Here is a 20,524-nt window from a genome sequence, read left to right on the forward strand (position 1 = left end):
TGAGTTCGGCCAAACCGGAGAGAACGCCTTTCATGTCGTCGAACACCATGGCTGGCTCCTGTTATCCACTGAGTTCTTGTTTTGTTCTTTTCTTGGCAATAGGTCAAGCGGGCGCAGGCGGTGCGCGCTCGTGTGGTTGATGAACTCTTAAGGAAGTCGCCGCTGCGGTGAGCTCAGGTCTCGACCGCCAGCCCGTCGCGAAGGGTGATGCGGCGATCCATGCGCGAGGCAAGATCGAGATTGTGGGTGGCAATCAGCGCCGACAATCCGGTGGCCTTGATAAGGCGGAACAGGCTCTCGAACACGGAATCGGCGGTCACCACGTCGAGATTGCCGGTCGGCTCGTCGGCAAGCAGCACGCGGGGCGCGTTTGCGACCGCGCGGGCAATGGCGACGCGCTGCTGCTCGCCGCCGGACAGCTCGTTCGGTCGATGCTGGACGCGATCCGGCAGACCAAGCCAGCCCAGCAGATCCTGCGCGCGGTTCTGCGCCTCGCGGCGCTCCAGCCCGTTGATGAGCTGCGGCAGCATCACATTCTCCAAGGCGGAGAATTCCGGCAGCAGATGATGGAACTGGTAGACGAAGCCTATATCGGTGCGGCGGATCTGCGTGCGCTCGGCGTCCGAGAGCTTCGAGGTCGGACGCCCGCCGATCACGACCTCTCCGGCGTCCGGCCTCTCCAGCAGGCCGGCGATGTGAAGAAGCGTCGACTTGCCGGTTCCGGACGGCGCGACAAGCGCGACCGCCTCGCCCGGATGAAGCGTGAAGTCGAGCCCGCGCAGGATGTCGAGTTCGGCTTCCCCCTGTCGGTAGCGGCGCTGGATGCCTTCCAGCCTGATGGTTTCGCTGAGGTTCATTCGTAACGCAGCGCCTCTACCGGATCGAGCCGCGAGGCGCGCCATGCGGGATAGATCGACGCGACAAGCGACAGCGCCAGCGCCATCAGCACCACGGAGACGGTCTCGCCGACATCCACCTTGGCCGGCAGGCGGCTCAGGAAATACAGCTCCGGCGAGAACAGCTCCGTGCTTGTCAGCCAGGACATGGCCTGCCGAATTTCGTCCACATAGGCGCAGACCAGCAGACCCAGCAAAACGCCCACGATGGTGCCGATGAAGCCGATGGCTGCGCCCGTGATCATGAAGATGCGCATGATGGTGCCGCGGCTCGCGCCCACTGTGCGCAGGATGGCGATGTTCTGCCCCTTCTCCTTCACCAGCATGATCAGGCTGGAGATGATGTTGAGGTCGGCCACCAGCACGATGAGCGTCAGGATGAGGAACATGACGTTCCGCTCCACCTCCAGCGCCGAGAAGAAGGTCACGTTGCGCTGGCGCCAGTCCGTCATCTGCACCTGCCGCTGCGTGGCTTCCTGTATTGGCCCACGCATGCGTTCGGTGTGTTCGGGGTCATCGAGGAACACCTCGATGGCCGAGACGTCGTTGTTGCGGTTGAAATAGGCCTGCGCCTCCGCAAGCGGCAGGAACACGAAGACGGCGTCGTATTCCGACATGCCGACCTCGTAGATCCCGCGCACGGGATAGCCCTTGATGCGTGGCGCCGTGCCCATCGGCGTCACCGCGCCGCGCGGCGAGACAAGCGTGAGGATGTCCCCCACGCGGATGCCCAGCTGCTCGGCGAGCTTGCGCCCGATGACCACGCCGACGCTGTTGTCGAAGTCCTCGAGCGTCCCTTCCTGAATGCTCTTGCCGATGAGGCCGGAGCGCTTCAGGTCCGCTTCCAGAACACCGCGCACCAGGACGCCGCCGGCATTGGAGGCCGAGGACGCAAGTGCTTGCCCCTCCACCAGCGGCATTGCGAGACGCACTCCCGGCACGGCGCCGATGCGCTGGGTGACCTCGACATAATCGGTCAGGTCGGAGCCGATCGGCTGGACGACCACATGGCCGTTCACGCCCAGGATCTTGCCCATGAGTTCTGCGCGAAAGCCGTTCATCACCGCCATGACGATGATGAGGACGGCGACCCCCAGCATCACGCCGAGAAAGGAGAATGCGGCCGAGACGGAGATGAAGCCTTCGCGGCGGCGTGCCCGCAGATAGCGGGCCGCGATCATCCACTCAAAGGGCGCGAAAGGCCTCGTCGCCTGCGCGCCGCCGCTACCGCTACTGCCAAACTTGGGGAGCCGGATCACCCGAGCAGCCGCGCCAGCGCGGATTCGGTGGAGAGGCTTTCCTTTTCACCGCTGGCCCGATGCTTCAGTTCCACCGTGCCGGAGGCGAGGCCCTTCGGGCCGACGACCAACTGCCAGGGAAGGCCGATAAGGTCGAGCGTCGCGAACTTGGAGCCCGGGCGTTCGTCGGTGTCGTCGTAGAGCACGCTTTTCCCGCCCGCCTGCAGCTTGGCATAAAGATCGGCGCACACCGTGTCGGTGCTCGCATCCCCCGCCTTGAGGTTGGCTAGCCCGATGTCGAACGGCGCCACGCCTTCCGGCCAGATGATGCCCTTATCGTCGTGATTCGCCTCTACAATCGCCGCCACGAGACGAGACGGCCCGATGCCGTAGGACCCCATATGCACTGGCTGCTCCTGCCCGTCCTGGCCGGACACGACGGCTCGCATCGGCGCGGAATATTTGGTGCCGAAATAGAAGATGTGGCCGACCTCGATGCCGCGTGCGGACAGGCGGCTGGCATCGGGAATGGCGTCGAAGGCGGCTTCGTCGTGCTTCTCGGAGGTTGCGGCGTAGAGTTCGGTCCAGCCATCGACGAGGCCCTGCAACCCGGCCGCATCGTCGAAATCGACGTCTGCGCCCGGCACCGGCAGCTTCAGGTAATCCTCGTGGCAGAACACCTCGCTCTCGCCGGTTGGCGCGAGGATGATGAATTCATGGCTGAGATTGCCACCGATCGGGCCGGTGTCCGCCACCATGGGGATGGCGCGCAGGCCCATGCGCGCGAAAGTGCGCAGATAGGCCACGAACATGCGGTTGTAGGAGGTGCGGGCGCCTTCCGCATCCAGGTCGAAGGAGTAGGCATCCTTCATCAGGAATTCGCGCGAGCGCATCACGCCGAAGCGGGGGCGCACCTCGTCGCGGAATTTCCACTGGATATGGTAGAGGTTGAGCGGCAGGTCGCGGTAGGAGCGGACATAGGACCGGAAGATCTCGGTCACCATCTCCTCATTGGTCGGCCCGAACAGCATGTCGCGTTCGTGCCGGTCCTTTATGCGCAGCATCTCCTTGCCATAGTCGTCATAGCGTCCGGACTCACGCCACAGATCGGCGGACTGAATCGTCGGCATCAGAAGCTCGACGGCCCCTGCCCGGTTCTGCTCCTCGCGCACGATGCCGCAGACCCGATCCAGCACGCGCTTGCCCAGCGGCAGCCAGGCATAGATGCCCGAAGATTCCTGGCGGATCATGCCCGCGCGCAGCATCAGCCGGTGTGAGATGATTTCGGCTTCCTTGGGCGTCTCACGGAGAATCGGCAGGAAAAAACGCGAGAGACGCATCGGGAAAACCTCTGTGGGGGCCGGCCGCTTCGAACGCGGCAGACGAAAGCCCAAGCCCTGCGGAAACACAAGGGCTGGAGCGCCCCGTCAACCGGCTGTGCAACGAGAAGGCATAACCCGTTCCCGCCGCCTGTTTAGGCATTTGTCGCCTTCGTGAAGGCAATGTGTCAAAAAAAGTGCCAAGAGCCGCGTACTACTTAGTGACAATGGCGTGACTCTTGTTCTAGCATCATCCCAATGAAAGAGGCCTGACAGCGCTGAGGCGCCGAAGGGTCCGGGTCTTGGGAGGAAGAGGCTCTTTTGGTTGCTGCCCCGCACCCGGCAGCCAAATACGCAAGGTCGATCCGCATCTCGACCAAAGCGAGCCCGCTAAACTAAAAAGCAAGGCTTCGGCCTTGCTTTTTTATTGCCTGCGGACCTGCCGAGCCGTGCTTAATTCAGTGAGTAGCGCGGCAGGAACGGCACGTTCTCCAGCGTGATCCAGCCCTGCGTCCAGTTCAGATAGAACGCCCCGAACACAATGCTCGCGAAAACCGTGTTGACGAGCGCGATGCGCAGCAGCCGGGTGGCCACCGGTGCGCCCGGCTCCGTGCCGGGCACCACGTTTCCATCCTCATGCTGGGACCGCACGCCCCAGGGCAGCACAGCGAAGAGGCCGATCCACCAGATCACGAAATAGATCGCCACCATGCTGCCGAGGGCCATGCCCAGTCCTCCTGATCAGACGCCGATCACCAGGACGTGGCAGAACGGCTTCTTGCCCCAGGCCGCGTTGACCTCAGCGCGTACTGCACGGCGTACCGCATCGGCTACCGAATCCCGGTCGCGACGGCGTGCTTTCGGAAGCGATTCCACGACATCCAGCACGGCATCGTAGACGATGTCGGCCATCTTCTCTTTGTCGGCATCCACATCCGGCAGGCCGGAAAGATCAACTTCCGGATCCCCGACCAGATCGCCGCGCGCATCGACCGCCAGAGCAACCGAAACCATCCCCGCGAACGCCAGCCTCTTGCGCTCCCGCACCGGCTCTTCACTCGAGAGCAGCAGATTGCCGTCCTTGAACACGCGTCCCGAAGGCACCTTGCCGACGATCTCCGGCTTGCCGGGGAACAGCTTCAGCACCTGCCCGTTGCGGACCCGGCCGATATTCTCGATGCCGAGGCTGCGGGCCAGTTGCTCGTGCGCGTTCAGGTGGAGCGCCTCGCCGTGGACGGGAACCACCGCCGCAGGCCGCAGCCAGGAGTAGAGCTGCGCCATCTCTCCCCGCCTCGGATGGCCCGAGACGTGGACGAGGTGGTCATTGTCCGTGACAACCTCGATCTCGCGATCGATCAGCGAGTTGATGATGCGGCCGACCTCGCGCTCATTGCCCGGAATCGTGCGGGAGGAAAAGATCACCCGGTCGCGCTTCGACAGCGAGATTTCCGGATGATCGCCCGAGGCGATGCGCGCCAGCGCGGCACGCGGCTCGCCCTGGCTCCCGGTCAGAAGCAACAGCGCCTTCTCAGGCGGCAGATAGCCGAACACGTCCGGGGAGCGAAACTCGCCGATGCCGTCCAGCCATCCCGTCTCGCGAGCGACCGCCACCGTGCGCTCCATGGCGCGGCCTACCACGACGACTTCGCGGCCGGTCTCGAAAGCGGCTTCGGCAACCGTCCTGAGCCTTGGAATGTGCGAGGCGAAGGTGGTCACGGCCACGCGTGCCGGCGCGCTGCGGATGAGCTCGGCGATGTTGGAGGCGACTTCGGTCTCAGACGGCGAGAAGCCCTCACGAGTCGCGTTGGTGGAATCGCCGATGACTGCGATCACACCCTCGTCGCCGAGCGCGCGGAACTTCGCCTCGTCGGTCGTTCCGGCCGTGGAGGACTGCGGGTCGATCTTCCAGTCGCCAGTATGAACCACGAGCCCGGCCGGCGTGCGGATAGCCAGCGCGTTCGCCTCGGGAATGGAGTGCGCGACCGGGACGAACTCGACGCTGAACGGTCCGAACGCAACCTTGCCGCCCTGCTGCACCACCTGAACGGGGACCTGCGGACCGTGGCGTTCGCCGGCCGCCTTTGCGGTCAGCAGATTAGCCGTGAAGGGCGTAGCCACCAGCGGCACCTTCAGCTGCGGCCACAGATCCAGCACCGCACCGTAATGGTCCTCATGCGCGTGCGTGAGGATGAGCGCGAGCAGGTTCTCCTTCAGGCCGAGCGCGAAGGTGATGTTGGGAAGGATCAGGTCGACGCCCGGCGTTTCGGACGCATGTCCGAAGGTGACGCCGCAATCCACCATGATCCACTGCTTGTTCCGGCCTGGACCATATCCGTAGAGGCCCATATTCATGCCGATCTCGCCCACGCCGCCCAGGGGCACGTAGACCAGTTCGTTCTCGTTCTCGCTCATCGCATCGTCGCCGCAGTGCCAAAGTGCACCTCGCCCGCCGCGATCATGCGGCGGCTTCCGGCATCGGTCAGCACGACCAGGCGTCCCTCATCATCAAGTGTTTCGAATATACCGCGTATCACATCATCGCCGTGGCGTATGGCAACCGGCGCGCCAATCCCCGCCGCCTGCTCCAGCCAGAGCCGTCTTATATCGGGCAGGCCCCTGCCCCCGTTCCAAATTGCATAGAAGCCAACCCACGAATCGCTCAGGGCCTCGAACAGGTCCGCCGCGGTGCAGTCGGAGCCGAGTTCCGCGAGCGACGTCGCCGGGTACGACGTGTCCTTGGGTGCGGCCGCTACGTTGACGCCGATGCCGACGACGGCGGCAAGCCCCGCCTCCTCGTGGGAATGGACCTCCACAAGAACCCCGGCAAGCTTGGCTCCGTCCAGCAGGACGTCATTGGGCCATTTCAGCGCGAGCCGATGCCCGGGCGCCTCGTAGCCATCGAGCACTGTTCGCGCCATGGCGCGCGGCGCGACCGCGGTGATCGCCGAATTGAGGGCCAGGCCCGCGACAAAACCGAGACCGGCTGCAAGAGGCCGATCCGCGACCCCGGGAACGACGAGACTTGCCGCGAGGTTGCCCGACGGCGTCTCCCAAGCCCGGCCGCGACGCCCATGCCCAGCCGTCTGGCGCGAGGTTACGATCCACAGGGGCCGCGAAACCCCGGCCTCCGCTCTCAGCAATCCCTCGGCATTGGTCGATCCAAGGCTTTCATGGGCTTCAAGCCCGTATCCAGCTTTGTCTGCGACCGCCCCGAGAGCAAACCTCATCAGGTCAGAACAGGCTGCGTGCGGCCGCGCTGGCAGCCTCGGCCATCGGCGCGGGATAGATGAAGTACAGCAGCACGAACGCTCCCGTAACCGCGACCATGGCGCGCAATTCCATCGGCATGCGCTCGAACCGCGGCGCGGGCTCGTCGAAGTAGATGATCTTGACGATGCGCAGGTAGTAGAACGCACCCACGACGCTGGTGACCACGCCGATCACCGCCAGCCAGTACAGCTGCGCATTGATGGCCGCGAGGAAGACGTAGAACTTCGCGAAGAACCCGGCGAGCGGCGGAATGCCTGCCAGCGAGAACATCATCATCGCCATGATGAAGCCCATCAGGGCGTCGTTGCGCGCAAGACCCGCAAGATCGTCCACGTTCTCGATGGCCTTGCCGTCACGGCGCATGCCCATGATCACGGCGAAGCAGCCGAGCGTCATGACGACATAGACCACGAGATAGATCAGCACGCTCTGCACGCCCTCGGCGGTGCCTGCCGCGAGGCCGACGAGGATGTAGCCGACATTGCCGATGGAGGAATACGCCATCAGGCGCTTGATGTTGCGCTGGCCGATGGCCGCGAACGAGCCCAGCGCCATGGAGGCGATGGCGATGAACACCACGATCTGACGCCACTGGTCGGCAATCTGCGGGAAGGCATCGATGGCCACGCGGGTGAACAGCGCCATGGCCGCCACCTTGGGGGCTGCGGCGAAGAAGGCCGTCACCGGCGTCGGCGCGCCCTCGTAGACGTCCGGCGTCCACATGTGGAACGGCACGGCGGACACCTTGAACGCAAGACCCGCAAACAGGAACACGAGGCCGAAGATCATGCCGAGCGGCGCGCTTCCGGCGGTCACCGACTGAGCTATGCCGGCGAAGGCCACCGTTCCCGAGAAGCCATAGATCAGCGAGCAGCCATAGAGCAGCATGCCGGACGACAACGCGCCCAGCACAAAGTACTTCAGGCCGGCTTCCGTCGAGCGAAGATTGTCACGGTGGAACGAGGCGATGACATAAAGCGCGAGCGACTGGAGCTCGAAGCCCAGATAGAGCGCGATCAGATCGCCCGCCGAGACCATGATCATCATGCCCGTCGTGGACAGGATGATCAGGATCGCGAACTCGAACCGGTTCAGCCCCTCGTTCTTGAGGAAGTGAAAGCTCATCACTAGCGCACCCAGTGCGCCGACGATGACCAGCACCTTCAGGAACTGCGCGTAGCGATCGAACACGAAGCTGCCATTGAACGCCGTGACCGTTTCGGACGGCGCGCTCAGCACAAGACCGCCGACCACGATCAGCAGGGCGATCGCCAACCCGTTGATCAATGGTGCCGAGCGGTCACCGCGAATGGCGCCGACGAGAACCAGGATCAGCGCGCCTGCTGCCATCAGCAGTTCCGGCAGCGCAGGTGCGAGGTCGGCGGAGGAGAAGCCGTTCATGGTGTCGGACCTGGACCTAGTGTGCGGGTGCGGCCGCTGGCACGGGTGCTGCCGCTGTCGCGGGCGCCGTGGTCACGGTCTGAATGGAAGTGTCAATCAGGTTCTGGACGCTGGCCGAGGTCATGTTGAACACCGGTTCCGGCCACACCCCGAACAGCAGCGTCAGGACGATGAGCGGCGCCAGGATCAGGGCCTCGCGGCGGTTGAGGTCCGACAGAACCGCGATAGCCGGCTTGTCCACCACGCCCCAGATCACCTTGCGGAAGAGCCAAAGGCCATAGGCCGATGACAGGATGACGCCGGTGGTCGCGAAGAAGGCGATCCAGGTGTCCGCCTGGTAGGCACCCAGAAGGCTGAGGAACTCGCCCACGAAACCGGACGTACCCGGAAGGCCGATATTGGCCATGGTGAACAGCAGGAACACGGCCGCGTAGGCCGGCATGCGGTTGACCACGCCGCCATACGCCGCGATCTCGCGGGTGTGGGTGCGGTCGTAGACCACGCCGACGCAGAGAAAGAGCGCGCCCGAGACGATGCCATGCGAGATCATCTGGAAGACGGCACCGTCGATGCCCTGCCGGTTCAGCGAGAAGATGCCCATGGTCACGAAGCCCATATGGGCGACCGACGAATAGGCGATCAGCTTCTTGATGTCCTCCTGCATCAGCGCCACCAGCGAGGCGTAGATGATGGCGATGACCGACAGCACCAGAACCATCGGAGCGAAGAACTCCGACGCATCCGGGAACATCGGCAGCGAGAAGCGGATGAAGCCGTAGCCGCCCATCTTCAGCAGCACGCCCGCCAGGATGACAGAGCCGGCCGTCGGCGCCTCCACATGCGCATCGGGCAGCCAGGTGTGGACCGGCCACATGGGCATCTTGACCGCGAAGCTGGCGAAGAAAGCCAGCCATAGCCAGGTCTGCATGCTTGCCGGGAACTCGAACGCCATCAGCGTCGGGATGTCGGTCGTGCCGGCCTGCACATACATCGCCATGATGGCGAGCAGCATCAGCACGGAGCCGAGCAGCGTGTAGAGGAAGAACTTGAAGCTCGCATAGACGCGGCGCGCCCCGCCCCAGATGCCGATGATGAGGAACATCGGGATCAGGCCTGCCTCGAAGAACAGGTAGAACAGCACAAGATCCAGCGCGCAGAAGACGCCGATCATCAGCGTCTCGAGCACGAGGAACGCGATCATGTATTCCTGAACACGCTTCTCGACCGAGCGCCAGCTCGCCAGGATGCACAGCGGCATCAGGAACGTGGTCAGCAGGACAAGCGGCAGCGAGATGCCGTCTACGCCCAGATGATAGTTGATGGTGTCGCCCAGCCAGGGCGTCTTCTCGACGAACTGGAAATCAGACGAGGACGCGTCGAAGCCCGGCAGGAGGAACAGCGACACCACGAAGGTGACGACCGTCGTCCAAAGCGCGATGTGCCGGACATTGCGCAGCGTCGCGGGATCGTTCCCCCGCATGAACAGCAGGAGCAGCGCACCAACCAGCGGCAGGAAGATGGTGACCGAGAGAATGGGCCAGTCGCTCATTTTGTCAGCCAACCCCGCCGAACATGAACCAGGTGAACAGCCCGGCGACGCCGATCAGCATCGCGAAGGCATAATGATAGACATAGCCGCTCTGCAACTGGACCACGCCGCGCGTGACATCCATGACGCGGGCCGCGACGCCGTTTGGACCGAAGCCGTCGATGATGCGGCCATCGCCGGTCTTCCAGAGGAAGCGGCCGAGCCACTTGGCCGAGCGCACGAAGACCACCTCGTAGACCTCGTCGACGTACCACTTGTTGAGCAGGAAGCGGTAGAGCACGTCGTGACGCCGTGCGAGTTCGACCGGCACGCGCGGATTGACGATGTAGAAGTAGTACGAGGTCACGAAGCCAAGGGCCATCATCACGAAGGGCGAGAGCCTCACCCAGAGCGGCACGTGATGCATCGCCTCGATGATCTCCGGATGGTCACCGCCGGCCAGCGAACCCTTCCAGAACTCCGCGTAATGGTGGCCGATGAAGTCCCCGGAGAACACCACGCCGGCCAGCAATGCGCCGACGCCGAGGATGATCAGAGGGATCGTCATCACGCGCGGTGATTCATGGACATGCTTCATGACTTCGAGCGGAGCGCGCGGCGCGCCGTGGAAGGTCAGGAAGATCAGGCGCCAAGAATAGAAGCTCGTGAAGAGCGCGGCCACCACCGTGAGGACGAAGGCATACATCGCAATCGGCTGCTCGCTGGCGAACGCCGCCTCGATGATGGCGTCCTTCGAGTAGTAGCCTGCCGTGCCGATGACGCCCGGAATGCCGAAGCCGGTCAGCGCAAGCGTGCCGATGATCATCATCCAATAGGTCAGCGGGACCAGCCGGCGGATGCCGCCCATGCGTCGCATATCCTGCTCGTGGTGCATGGCGTGGATGACCGAGCCTGCCCCCAGGAACAGCAGCGCCTTGAAGAAGGCGTGCGTGAAGAGGTGGAACATGCCGGCGGAATAGGCGCCGACGCCGAGCGCGACGAACATGTAGCCGAGCTGCGAGCAGGTCGAATAGGCGATGACCCGCTTGATGTCGTTCTGCACGAGACCGACCGTGGCCGCGAAGAACGCCGTGGTCGCGCCGAAGAAGATCACGACGGCCAGCGCGGTGTGGGAGAGTTCGAACAGCGGCGACATGCGCGCCACCATGAACACGCCCGCCGTCACCATGGTTGCCGCGTGGATCAGCGCGGAAACCGGCGTCGGACCCTCCATCGCGTCCGGCAGCCAAGTGTGCAGGCCGAACTGCGCGGACTTGCCCATGGCGCCCATGAAGAGCAACAGGCAGATCACCGTCATGGCCGGCGCCTCGCCCCAGCCCAGGAAGCTGAAGGTGGCGGCAGCCTTGCCGGGAGCGTCCGCAAAGATGGTCTCGAACGAGACGGAGCCGAACACCGCGTAGATGGCGAAGATGCCGAGCGCGAAGCCGAAGTCGCCGACGCGGTTGACCACGAACGCCTTGATGGCGGCGGCCGAGGCGGAGGGCTTCGTGTACCAGAAGCCGATCAGGAGGTAGCTGGCGAGACCGACGCCTTCCCAACCGAAGAACATCTGGACGAGATTGTCCGACGTCACCAGCATCAGCATGGCGAAGGTGAAGAGCGACAGATACGTGAAGAAGCGCGGCCGCTGCGGATCCTCGTGCATGTATCCGGTGGAATACAGGTGCACGAGAGCGGACACCGAGTTCACCACCACGAGCATGACAACGGTCATCGTGTCGATGCGGAGCGCCCAGTCGATCTCGAGCGCGCCCGAGGTCATCCAGCGCAGCACCTGCACGCGCTCGGCCTCGTGATGGCCCAGGCCGTACTGGAAGAACGCGACCCAGGACAGCAGCGCGGCGATCATCACGGCGCCCGTCGTGATCATTTCCGTGACGCGTGCGCCCGTGGCGACGGGCTGCACCGGGCCATGGCTATCGTGGTCGTCATGGTCGCCGTGGCCGTGCGCATCGTGATGCGCATGCGGATCGGCATGCGCGGCATGACCCATTGTCGGATCCTGCGGCTGCTCGACCTCGACCACATGGGCGTGGTGCCCGTGATGGTCATGATGCCCGTGCCCTGCCCCGCCCATCTGCGCGAGTTCGGCCGCACGGATGCGGTAGGCGCCCAGCAGCGTGATGGCGCCGCCGATGATGGCGCCGATCAAGGGAAGAAAGACGATCGCTTGAAACATGGCGCTGTCTTCAGCCCTTCATCATGTTGACGTCTTCGACCGCGATGGACCCGCGATTGCGGAAGAAGACAACGAGGATCGCGAGTCCGATGGCCGCTTCGGCAGCTGCCACCGTGAGGACGAGAAGTGCGAAGATCTGGCCGACCAGATCTCCGGAAAAGCTGGAGAACGCCACGAAATTGATGTTCACGGCGAGCAGGATGAGCTCGACCGACATCAGGATGACGATGATGTTCTTGCGGTTCATGAAGATGCCGAACACGCCGAGCGTGAACAGGATCGCTGCAACCGTGAGGTAATGTCCGAGGCCGACTTCCATGTCTGTTCTCCCGTACCGCCTCAGAGGCCCTGGCCGGACTTGACCTTGCGCACTTCGACGCCGGTCGCCTTGGTGCGCGCGATCTGCGCCGCAATGTTCTGCCGCTTCACAGTGGGCTTATGGCGGAGCGTCAGCACGATGGCGCCGATCATGGCCACGAGCAGGATCATGCCCGAGATCTGGAAGAAGTAGATGTAGTCCGTGTAGAGCACGCGACCGAGCGCCTCGGCATTGGTGACGTCCGTCGGGGTCGGCGACTGTGCCAGTTGCGGGGCGACGCCGGAGCTCGCCCATCCGCCGACGACCAGCACCAGCTCCGCCAGGACGATGAAGCCGACCAGCGCACCCACCGGCAGATATTGCAGGAAGCCTTCGCGGAGCTGGGCGAAGTCCACGTCCAGCATCATCACGACGAACAGGAAGAGCACTGCGACCGCCCCGACATAGACGACCACCAGGATCATCGCCAGGAACTCTGCCCCAAGCAGCAGGAACAGGCCCGCCGCGCTGCAGAACGCGAGGATCAGGAACAAAACGGAATGCACGGGGTTCCGCGACGAGATGACCATGAAGGCCGACGCCACCGTCACTCCGGCAAACAGATAAAAGAAGGCCGAGGCCAAGCTCATCCGATCCCCCCGTCCCTGTTCGGGACGTCTCTTAAATTGCGCTGCGTGCCGCCGTCCAGAGGATCAGCGGTACGGTGCGTCCAGCTTCAGGCGGCGTTCGATGTCGCGTTCCCAACGGTCGCCGTTCGCGAGCAGCCGCTCCTTGTCGTAGAGCAGTTCCTCACGAGTCTCCGTCGCGAATTCAAAGTTCGGCCCCTCGACGATGGCATCCACCGGGCAGGCCTCCTGGCAGAAGCCGCAATAGATGCATTTCACCATGTCGATGTCGTAGCGCGTGGTGCGGCGGGTGCCGTCATTGCGCCGCGGACCGGCCTCGATGGTGATGGCCAGCGCGGGGCAAACGGCTTCGCACAGCTTGCAGGCGATGCAGCGCTCTTCCCCGTTGGGATAGCGGCGCAGGACATGCTCGCCACGGAAGCGCGGCGAAATCGCGCCCTTCTCGAAGGGATAGTTGATCGTCGACTTCGGCTTGAAGAAGTACTTCATCGCCAGGAGAAAGGCCGACACGAACTCCGTCAGGAAGATCGAGCGGGCGGCTTGATCGAGTTTCATCGTCAGGCTCCCCAGCCGGTGAAGTGCAGGACGGATGCAACCAGCACCACCATGAAGAGCGAGATCGGCAGGAACACTTTCCAGCCCAGCCGCATCAGCTGGTCGTAGCGGTAGCGCGGCACGAACGCCTTCACCATGGCGATCATGAAGAAGACGAGGCTGGCCTTCAGGATGAACCAGATGATCCCCGGCACCCAGGTGAAGGGCGCGAACGGGATCGGCGAAAGCCAGCCGCCCATGAACAGGATGGCCGCGAGCGAGCACATCACCATGATCGACACATATTCGCCGAGCATGAACAGCAGGTACGGGGTCGAGGAATATTCGACCGCGAAGCCGGCGACCAGTTCCGATTCCGCTTCCGGCAGGTCGAAGGGTGGCCGGTTCGTCTCGGCCATGGCCGAGATGAAGAAGATGACGAACATCGGGAACAGCGGCAGCCAGTACCAGCCGAAGATGCCGAACGACGTATCCTGCGCGCGGACGATGTCGCTGAGGTTCAGCGAACCCACGATCAGCAGCACCGAGATGATGACGAAGCCGAGCGAGACCTCGTAGGACACCATCTGCGCCGCAGAGCGAAGCGCACCCAGGAACGGGTATTTCGAGTTCGAGGCCCAGCCGCCCATGATGATGCCGTAGACACCGAGCGAGGAGATCGCGAACAGATAGAGGATGCCGACATTGATGTCGGCCATCACCCAGCCATCGGCGAACGGGATCACCGCCCAGCCGGCAAGCGCAAGCGTCGCGGTGACAAGTGGCGCGAGAAGGAACACGCCCTTGTTGGCGCCCGACGGGATCACCGGCTCCTTCACCACGAACTTCAAGAGGTCGGCGAAGGACTGGAAGAGCCCGAACGGCCCGACCACGTTGGGCCCGCGTCGCAGCTGAACCGCCGCCCAGATCTTGCGATCGGCCAGCAGGTAATAGGCGATCGCCACGAGCAGGACGACGATGATCAGCAGGCTCTGTGCGAGCATGATGACCAGCGGCCAAATCCAGCTATTCCAAGCGTCCTGGAACATCAGGGCCTCACTCAGCGGCTTGAAGTGCGGCGCGCCCGGACACGGCGGCGCACTCGGCCATCAGCGCGGATGCCCGCGCGATGGGATTTGAGAAATAGAAGCTGTCGGACGCGGTGCGGAAGCCAGCTCCGGCCGGGACGGTCACATCGCGAGCGCTCAGCGAACGGAGCCCGTCAATGTCAGACGGCGCGATGGCGTCGATGGCCGCGAAATGCGGGTGCGCCGCATAGAGCGCGCGACGTAGTTCCGACAGGCTGTCATACGGCAGGCGCGCACCGAGCACGTCGGACAGTGCACGAAGCACAGCCCAGTCCTCGCGGGCTTCACCCGGCGGGAACACGGCGCGGGCGCCGATCTGGACGCGACCCTCGGTATTGACCCAGGTCGCATTCTTCTCTGTATAGGCCGCGCCCGGCAGGATGACATCGGCGCGGTTGGCGCCGCGATCACCATGCGTGCCCTGATAGACGACGAAGGCACCGGCTGGCACCTCGACCTCGTCGGCGCCGAGCAAGAACAGCACGTCCAGTGCACCGGGAGCGATCATGCCCGCGACATCGAGCCCGCCGCTCTGGGGAACAAAGCCAAGGTCCAGCGCGCCGACCCGTGCAGCGGCCTTGTGCAGGACCGCAAGTCCATTCCAGTCACCGGAAAGCGCGTTCGCGCCGGACGCGATGCGCGCGGCGAGCGCGAGAACGGCAGCGCCCTCCCCGCCGGCCAGCGCATCCTGCCCGACGATCACCACGGGACGCTTGGCCTTCTTCAGCACATCGGCAAAGCTGCCCGAGCCGTCGGCCAGCGACTTCAGCGTATCGACGCCGGCGCCGAGGTAATCATAGCTGTAGGTCAGGTCGGCATTGGCGCCGATGACCGCCACCCGCGCGCCATTCAGGCGCCAGGCCTTGCGGATGCGCGCGTTCAGCACCGGTGCATCATGGCGCGGATTGGAGCCGATGATGAGGATCAGGTCCGCCTCATCGAGCCCGGCAATCGTCGGATTGAAGATGTAGCTGCTGCGGCCGAGCGACGGGTCGAGCGCTGCGCCATCCTGCCGGCAGTCCATGTTCGAAACACCGAGGCGGCCCATCAGGTCCTTGAGCGCGAACACCTCTTCCACGGAGACGAGATCGCCGGCAATCGCGCCGATGCGGCCCGGCTGAGCGGCCGAAACGCGCTTCGCGATGACGCCGAAGGCCTCGGCCCAGCTTGCCGGACGCAGGCGTCCGTTCTCGCGCACATAGGGGCGGTCGAGACGCTGTGACTTCAGTCCGTCCCACACGAAGCGGGTCTTGTCGGAGATCCACTCCTCGTTCACGTCGTCGTTCTCGCGCGGCAGGATGCGCAGCACTTCGCGGCCACGCGCGTCGACGCGGATGTTCGAACCGAGAGCGTCCATGACATCGATCGACTCGGTCTTCGACAGCTCCCAGGGACGCGCCGTGAAGGCGTATGGCTTCGAGGTCAGCGCGCCGACCGGGCAAAGGTCGATGACATTGCCCTGGAGCTCCGACGTCATCGCGCTTTCGAGATAGGTCGTGATCTCCATGTCCTCGCCGCGCCCGATGGCGCCGAGGTCCGGCACGCCGGCCACTTCGGTGGAGAAGCGGACGCAGCGCGTGCACTGGATGCAGCGCGTCATCGTCGTCTTCACGAGCGGGCCGATATACTTGTCTTCCACCGCGCGCTTATTCTCGGCGAAACGCGACGAGTCCGAGCCATACGCCATGGCCTGGTCCTGCAGGTCGCACTCGCCGCCCTGGTCGCAGATCGGGCAATCCAGCGGGTGGTTGATCAGCAGGAATTCCATCACGCCCTCGCGCGCCTTCTTTACGAAAGGCGTGCGGGTGTTCACGACCGGCGGCTCACCATTCGGGCCGGGGCGCAGGTCCTTCACCGCCATGGCGCAGGAGGCGACCGGCTTCGGAGAGCCCTTCACCTCGACAAGGCACATGCGGCAATTGCCGGCGACCGACAGGCGCTCGTGGAAGCAGAAACGCGGAATTTCCGCGCCGGTCTGTTCCGCAGCCTGAAGCAGCGTGAACTCCGGCGGGACGTCCAGTTCGATGCCGTCGACGATGATCTTGGCCATCTCTCGTACCCTATTCCGCCGCCACCGGCATGACCGTGTCGCCACGGTTACGGGCGGTGAAGTCGTCGATGCGCTTCTCGATTTCCGGCCGGAAGTGCCGGATGAGCCCCTGAACCGGCCACGCCGCCGCGTCGCCCAGCGCGCAGATGGTGTGGCCTTCGATCTGCAGCGAAACCTCGAGCAGGAGATCGATCTCCTTCTTCATGGCCTCGCCGCGCACCATGCGCGTCAGCACGCGCCACATCCAGCCGGTGCCTTCGCGGCACGGCGTGCACTGGCCGCAGCTCTCGTGCTTGTAGAAATGGGCAAGCCGCGCAATGGCCTGGATCACGTCGGTGGACTTGTCCATGACGATGACCGCTGCCGTGCCGAGGCCGGACTTCAGATTGCGCAGGGTGTCGAAATCCATCGACAGCTCCTGGCACTGATGCGCAGGCAGCAAGGGAACGGACGAGCCGCCGGGGATCACCGCCAGCAGATTGTCCCAGCCGCCACGGATGCCGCCGCAATGGCGCTCGACCAGTTCGCGGAAGTCGATGCCCATCTCGACTTCGACATTGCACGGCCGCTCGACATGGCCGGAGATCGTGAAGAGCTTGGTGCCGGTGTTGTTCGGCTTGCCGATGCCCGCGAACCACGCGCCGCCACGGCGCAGGATCGTCGGCACCACGGCGATGCTCTCGACATTGTTGACCGTCGTCGGCGCGCCGTAGAGGCCCATATTGGCCGGGAACGGCGGCTTCAGCCGCGGCATGCCCTTCTTGCCTTCCATGCTCTCGATGAGAGCCGTCTCCTCGCCGCAGATATAGGCACCTGCGCCATGGTGGACGTAGAGGTCGAACGGCCATCCATGAATGTTGTTCGGTCCGATCAGATTGGCCGCATAGGCCTCGTCGACCGCCGCCTGCAGGCGCTCCCGCTCGCGGATATATTCGCCGCGGATGTAGATGTAGCAGGCGTTCGCGTTCATCGCGAAGCTGGCGATGAGGCAGCCTTCGATCAGGGTCTGCGGATCATTGCGCATGATCTCGCGGTCCTTGGCCGTGCCCGGCTCGGACTCGTCGGCATTGACCACGAGGTAGCTCGGACGGCCGTCCGAGACCTTCGGCATGAAGGACCACTTCAGGCCCGTCGGGAAGCCGGCGCCGCCACGGCCACGCAGGCCGGACGCCTTGACCTCGTTGATGATCCAGTCGCGGCCCTGCTCGATCAGGAACTTGGTGCCATCCCAGGACCCGCGCTTTTTCGCGCCTTCAAGACCGGAGTCCTGGAGACCGTAGAGATTGGTGAAGATGCGATCGCGATCATGCAGCATGGATCACTCCGCGTCCTTCTTGCCGGCGATGGTGGAAGACGGCGCGTCGGCTGTCTTCAGCCCCTCGCCTGCGGGATTGGTGGCCGTGTCGGCCGTGTCCTTGCGGAGCGACGGCTCGGCTGGCGCCTCGCTGGCGGCGGCCGCCTGGTCGCTGGCCTTGATGGGGCTTTCGCCGCGCGCAGCACGGTCGCCGGGGCTGTCGGACGCCTGCTTCTCGCCGGGGCTCTGCTCGTGCGGCTTGGCCGCATCGGTCGGCGCCTGCTCGGGGGCCGGTGCGGTGTCGAAGCGGTTGCGCCAGCTGCCCACGACGGAGCCGTCATAAAGCGTCTCGTCGAGCAGCGTGGTCGGACCGCCGGCGGGACCGGACAGCGGACGGTCGATCTGCGGGCCGGGTTTCACCGGGCGTCCATTGCGGAGATCGTCCAGCAGCTTCTCGAAGCTCTCGGGATCGAGGTCCTCGAAATAGTCGTAGTTGATCTGCGCCATCGGCGCGTTGGAGCAGGAGCCCAGGCACTCCACTTCCAGCCAGGAAAGCTGGCCGTCCTCGGAGACGTGGTTCTGGTGGCCGATCACGCGCTCGCAGACATGCATCAGCTTGTCGGCTCCGCGCAGCAGGCACGGCGTGGTGCCGCAGACCTGCACGAAGTGCTTCCCGACCGGCTCGAGCGCGAACATGGTGTAGAACGTCGCGACTTCGAGCACGCGGATATAGGCCATGCCCAGCATTTCCGCGACGGCGCGGATGGCAGGCTCCGGCAGCCAGCCGCCATGCTGCTCCTGCGCCTTCCACAGCAGCGGAACGACGGCGGAAGCCTGGCGGCCTTCCGGATATTTCGCGATCTGGCCCCTCGCCCACTCCACGTTGTCGGGCGTGAAGGCGAAGCTTGCGGGCTGTTCTGCGGCGAGGCGGCGTACGGACATCTCGCGTCTCTTAGCGGTCGACTTCGCCGAACACGATGTCCAGCGAGCCCAGAATTGCACTGACGTCGGCCAATTGATGGCCGCGGTTAAGGAAGTCCATCGCCGCGAGATGGGCGAAACCCGGAGCGCGGATCTTGGCGCGGTACGGCCGGTTGGTCCCGTCCGATACGAGGTAGACGCCGAACTCGCCCTTGGGCGCCTCGGTGGCGGCGTAGACCTCGCCTTCCGGCACCTTGAAGCCTTCGGTGTACAGCTTGAAGTGATGGATGAGCGCTTCCATCGAACGCTTCATCTCGCCGCGCTTGGGCGGCACCACCTTGTTGTTCACCGAGGAGATCGGCCCGCCGCCATCAATGGAGCGCAGCTTCTCGATGCACTGCTTCATCATGGACGCGGACTGGCGCATCTCCTCCATGCGGACAAGATAGCGATCATAGCAGTCGCCGTTCTTGCCGATCGGGATGTCGAAATCGAGCTCGTCGTAGCACTCGTAAGGCTGCGACTTGCGCAGGTCCCAGGCCGCGCCCGAACCGCGCACCATCACGCCCGAGAAGCCATAGGCCCAGGCATCCTCAATGGACACGACGCCGATATCGACGTTGCGCTGCTTGAAGATGCGGTTCTCGGTAAGGAGATCGTCCAGGTCCTGAACCACGTTCAGGAACGGGTCGCACCAATTGTAGATGTCGTCGAGCAGGTCGTTCGGCAGATCCTGATGGACGCCGCCCGGGCGGAAATAGGCCGCGTGCATGCGCGAGCCGGACACCCGCTCATAGAACACCATCAGCTTCTCGCGCTCGTCAAAGCCCCAGAGCGGAGGCGTCAGCGCACCCACGTCCATCGCGAACGTGGTGACGTTCAGCAGGTGCGACATGATGCGGGTGAGTTCAGCCATCAGCGTGCGGATCAGCTGGCCGCGACGAGGAACCTCGACGCCGACCAGCTTCTCGATGGCCAGGCACCAGGAGTGCTCCATGCACATGGGCGAGCAGTAATCGAGCCGGTCGAAGTAAGGCAGGCCCTGCAGGTAGGTCTTGTACTCGAGCAGCTTCTCGGTGCCGCGATGCAGCAGTCCGATATGCGGATCGACGCGCTCGACCACTTCGCCGTCCAGCTCCAGCACAAGGCGGAGCACGCCGTGCGCCGCCGGATGCTGCGGGCCGAAATTGATGGTGAAATTGCGGAGTTCGGCTTCGGACATGATCAGGACTTGGCTTTCTCGTCGCCGGGCAGCGCGTATTCCACGCCCTCCCAGGGACTCAGGAAGTCGAAGTTGCGGAACTCCTGCGGCAGGCGCACGGGCTCGTAGACGACGCGCTTCTGCGTGTCGTCATACTTCACCTCGACGAAGCCGGTCAGGGGGAAGTCCTTGCGCAGCGGATGCCCCTCGAAGCCGTAATCCGTGAGGATGCGGCGCATGTCCGGGTGGCCGGAGAACAGGATACCGTAGAGGTCGTAGGCCTCCCGCTCGAACCAGTTGGCGGCGGGGAAGATCTCCACGCAGCTCTCGACCGGCGTCATGTCGTCGGTCTGCACCTTGAGCCGGATGCGCGCGTTCTTCTTGGGCGACAGCAGGTGGTAGACCACGTCGAAGCGCAGCGCGCGCTGCGGATAGTCCACGCCGCAGACGTCCAGCAGGCACCAGAACTGGCACTCGGGATCGTCGCGCAGGAAGCGCAGCACCTGCAGGATTTCGGAGCGCTCCACCTCTACCGACAGCTCACCGAGGGTGATGCCGTGGCTGAGGATCGCGCCGCCGAGTTGCTGCGCCAGGCGCTCGCCGATTTGGATGTGGCTTTCGTCCATGATCTGCCGAACA

The 20,524-nt window shown here is 64.3% G+C and carries 18 protein-coding genes; all 18 read right to left on the minus strand.

Annotated features, from left to right (window positions below; all coding sequences use genetic code 11):
• Positions 1-173 precede the first annotated feature (173 nt).
• Positions 174-857 (minus strand): ABC transporter ATP-binding protein, encoded by a 684-nt coding sequence (locus SCD90_RS05300; RefSeq protein ID WP_319843589.1) that lies wholly within the window; start codon positions 855-857, stop codon positions 174-176.
• Positions 854-2,077 carry a lipoprotein-releasing ABC transporter permease subunit gene (locus tag SCD90_RS05305; protein ID WP_319843590.1) on the minus strand — a complete coding sequence of 408 codons (1,224 nt, stop codon included), beginning with the start codon at positions 2,075-2,077 and terminating at the stop codon, positions 854-856. Before SCD90_RS05305 ends, SCD90_RS05300 begins: the two co-directional genes overlap by 4 nt.
• A gap of 74 nt (positions 2,078-2,151) precedes the next feature.
• Positions 2,152-3,474 (minus strand): proline--tRNA ligase, encoded by a 1,323-nt coding sequence (proS, locus tag SCD90_RS05310; protein ID WP_319843591.1) that lies wholly within the window; start codon positions 3,472-3,474, stop codon positions 2,152-2,154.
• Between the two features lie 432 nt (positions 3,475-3,906).
• Positions 3,907-4,179, minus strand: a complete 273-nt coding sequence (locus SCD90_RS05315) for a DUF1467 family protein (protein ID WP_319843592.1) — start codon at positions 4,177-4,179, stop codon at positions 3,907-3,909.
• 15 nt (positions 4,180-4,194) lie between these two features.
• Positions 4,195-5,865, minus strand: coding sequence for a ribonuclease J (locus SCD90_RS05320; RefSeq protein WP_319843593.1), 1,671 nt, complete (start codon positions 5,863-5,865; stop codon positions 4,195-4,197).
• Positions 5,862-6,680, minus strand: a complete 819-nt coding sequence (locus SCD90_RS05325; RefSeq protein WP_319843594.1) for a biotin--[acetyl-CoA-carboxylase] ligase — start codon at positions 6,678-6,680, stop codon at positions 5,862-5,864. Before SCD90_RS05325 ends, SCD90_RS05320 begins: the two co-directional genes overlap by 4 nt.
• Before the next feature lie 4 nt (positions 6,681-6,684).
• Positions 6,685-8,124, minus strand: coding sequence for an NADH-quinone oxidoreductase subunit NuoN (nuoN, locus tag SCD90_RS05330; protein ID WP_319843595.1), 1,440 nt, complete (start codon positions 8,122-8,124; stop codon positions 6,685-6,687).
• A 16-nt stretch (positions 8,125-8,140) separates the two neighbouring features.
• Positions 8,141-9,673, minus strand: a complete 1,533-nt coding sequence (locus SCD90_RS05335) for an NADH-quinone oxidoreductase subunit M (protein ID WP_319843596.1) — start codon at positions 9,671-9,673, stop codon at positions 8,141-8,143.
• A gap of 4 nt (positions 9,674-9,677) precedes the next feature.
• Positions 9,678-11,852, minus strand: coding sequence for an NADH-quinone oxidoreductase subunit L (gene nuoL, locus SCD90_RS05340; protein ID WP_319843597.1), 2,175 nt, complete (start codon positions 11,850-11,852; stop codon positions 9,678-9,680).
• Between the two features lie 10 nt (positions 11,853-11,862).
• Entirely contained in the window at positions 11,863-12,171 is a 309-nt protein-coding gene (nuoK, locus tag SCD90_RS05345) for an NADH-quinone oxidoreductase subunit NuoK (protein WP_319843598.1), read from the minus strand.
• 20 nt (positions 12,172-12,191) lie between these two features.
• The gene (locus SCD90_RS05350) at positions 12,192-12,800 is read right to left on the minus strand and encodes an NADH-quinone oxidoreductase subunit J (RefSeq protein WP_319843599.1); all 609 of its coding nucleotides are present in this window, start codon (positions 12,798-12,800) and stop codon (positions 12,192-12,194) included.
• Positions 12,801-12,863: 63 nt separating this feature from the next.
• Entirely contained in the window at positions 12,864-13,352 is a 489-nt protein-coding gene (gene nuoI, locus SCD90_RS05355) for an NADH-quinone oxidoreductase subunit NuoI (protein ID WP_319843600.1), read from the minus strand.
• A 2-nt stretch (positions 13,353-13,354) separates the two neighbouring features.
• A complete protein-coding gene (nuoH, locus tag SCD90_RS05360) occupies positions 13,355-14,380 on the minus strand; it encodes an NADH-quinone oxidoreductase subunit NuoH (protein ID WP_319843601.1) in 1,026 nt (341 codons plus the stop codon).
• 7 nt (positions 14,381-14,387) lie between these two features.
• Positions 14,388-16,469 (minus strand): NADH-quinone oxidoreductase subunit NuoG, encoded by a 2,082-nt coding sequence (gene nuoG, locus SCD90_RS05365; protein WP_319843602.1) that lies wholly within the window; start codon positions 16,467-16,469, stop codon positions 14,388-14,390.
• Between the two features lie 10 nt (positions 16,470-16,479).
• A complete protein-coding gene (gene nuoF, locus SCD90_RS05370; protein ID WP_319843603.1) occupies positions 16,480-17,784 on the minus strand; it encodes an NADH-quinone oxidoreductase subunit NuoF in 1,305 nt (434 codons plus the stop codon).
• A 3-nt stretch (positions 17,785-17,787) separates the two neighbouring features.
• Positions 17,788-18,705 (minus strand): NADH-quinone oxidoreductase subunit NuoE, encoded by a 918-nt coding sequence (nuoE, locus tag SCD90_RS05375; protein ID WP_425265641.1) that lies wholly within the window; start codon positions 18,703-18,705, stop codon positions 17,788-17,790.
• A gap of 10 nt (positions 18,706-18,715) precedes the next feature.
• Positions 18,716-19,906: an NADH-quinone oxidoreductase subunit D gene (locus SCD90_RS05380; RefSeq protein WP_319843604.1), complete on the minus strand. Its 1,191-nt coding sequence runs from the start codon at positions 19,904-19,906 to the stop codon at positions 18,716-18,718.
• 2 nt (positions 19,907-19,908) lie between these two features.
• On the minus strand, positions 19,909-20,511 hold the full coding sequence (locus tag SCD90_RS05385) for an NADH-quinone oxidoreductase subunit C (protein ID WP_319843605.1): 603 nt from the start codon (positions 20,509-20,511) through the stop codon (positions 19,909-19,911).
• Positions 20,512-20,524 lie beyond the last annotated feature (13 nt).

The organism is Terrihabitans rhizophilus, assembly GCF_033898525.1.
Classification (GTDB): Bacteria; Pseudomonadota; Alphaproteobacteria; order Rhizobiales; family Methylopilaceae; genus Flaviflagellibacter; species Flaviflagellibacter rhizophilus.

Coding starts and splice junctions, on each gene's coding strand:
- SCD90_RS05300 (WP_319843589.1), bottom strand. CDS start 857: ATGAACCTCAGCGAAACCATCAGGCTGGAAGGCATCCAGCGCCGCTAC.
- SCD90_RS05305 (WP_319843590.1), bottom strand. CDS start 2,077: ATGATCGCGGCCCGCTATCTGCGGGCACGCCGCCGCGAAGGCTTCATC.
- proS (WP_319843591.1), bottom strand. CDS start 3,474: ATGCGTCTCTCGCGTTTTTTCCTGCCGATTCTCCGTGAGACGCCCAAG.
- SCD90_RS05315 (WP_319843592.1), bottom strand. CDS start 4,179: ATGGCCCTCGGCAGCATGGTGGCGATCTATTTCGTGATCTGGTGGATC.
- SCD90_RS05320 (WP_319843593.1), bottom strand. CDS start 5,865: ATGAGCGAGAACGAGAACGAACTGGTCTACGTGCCCCTGGGCGGCGTG.
- SCD90_RS05325 (WP_319843594.1), bottom strand. CDS start 6,680: ATGAGGTTTGCTCTCGGGGCGGTCGCAGACAAAGCTGGATACGGGCTT.
- nuoN (WP_319843595.1), bottom strand. CDS start 8,124: ATGAACGGCTTCTCCTCCGCCGACCTCGCACCTGCGCTGCCGGAACTG.
- SCD90_RS05335 (WP_319843596.1), bottom strand. CDS start 9,673: ATGAGCGACTGGCCCATTCTCTCGGTCACCATCTTCCTGCCGCTGGTT.
- nuoL (WP_319843597.1), bottom strand. CDS start 11,852: ATGTTTCAAGCGATCGTCTTTCTTCCCTTGATCGGCGCCATCATCGGC.
- nuoK (WP_319843598.1), bottom strand. CDS start 12,171: ATGGAAGTCGGCCTCGGACATTACCTCACGGTTGCAGCGATCCTGTTC.
- SCD90_RS05350 (WP_319843599.1), bottom strand. CDS start 12,800: ATGAGCTTGGCCTCGGCCTTCTTTTATCTGTTTGCCGGAGTGACGGTG.
- nuoI (WP_319843600.1), bottom strand. CDS start 13,352: ATGAAACTCGATCAAGCCGCCCGCTCGATCTTCCTGACGGAGTTCGTG.
- nuoH (WP_319843601.1), bottom strand. CDS start 14,380: ATGTTCCAGGACGCTTGGAATAGCTGGATTTGGCCGCTGGTCATCATG.
- nuoG (WP_319843602.1), bottom strand. CDS start 16,469: ATGGCCAAGATCATCGTCGACGGCATCGAACTGGACGTCCCGCCGGAG.
- nuoF (WP_319843603.1), bottom strand. CDS start 17,784: ATGCTGCATGATCGCGATCGCATCTTCACCAATCTCTACGGTCTCCAG.
- nuoE (WP_425265641.1), bottom strand. CDS start 18,705: ATGTCCGTACGCCGCCTCGCCGCAGAACAGCCCGCAAGCTTCGCCTTC.
- SCD90_RS05380 (WP_319843604.1), bottom strand. CDS start 19,906: ATGTCCGAAGCCGAACTCCGCAATTTCACCATCAATTTCGGCCCGCAG.
- SCD90_RS05385 (WP_319843605.1), bottom strand. CDS start 20,511: ATGGACGAAAGCCACATCCAAATCGGCGAGCGCCTGGCGCAGCAACTC.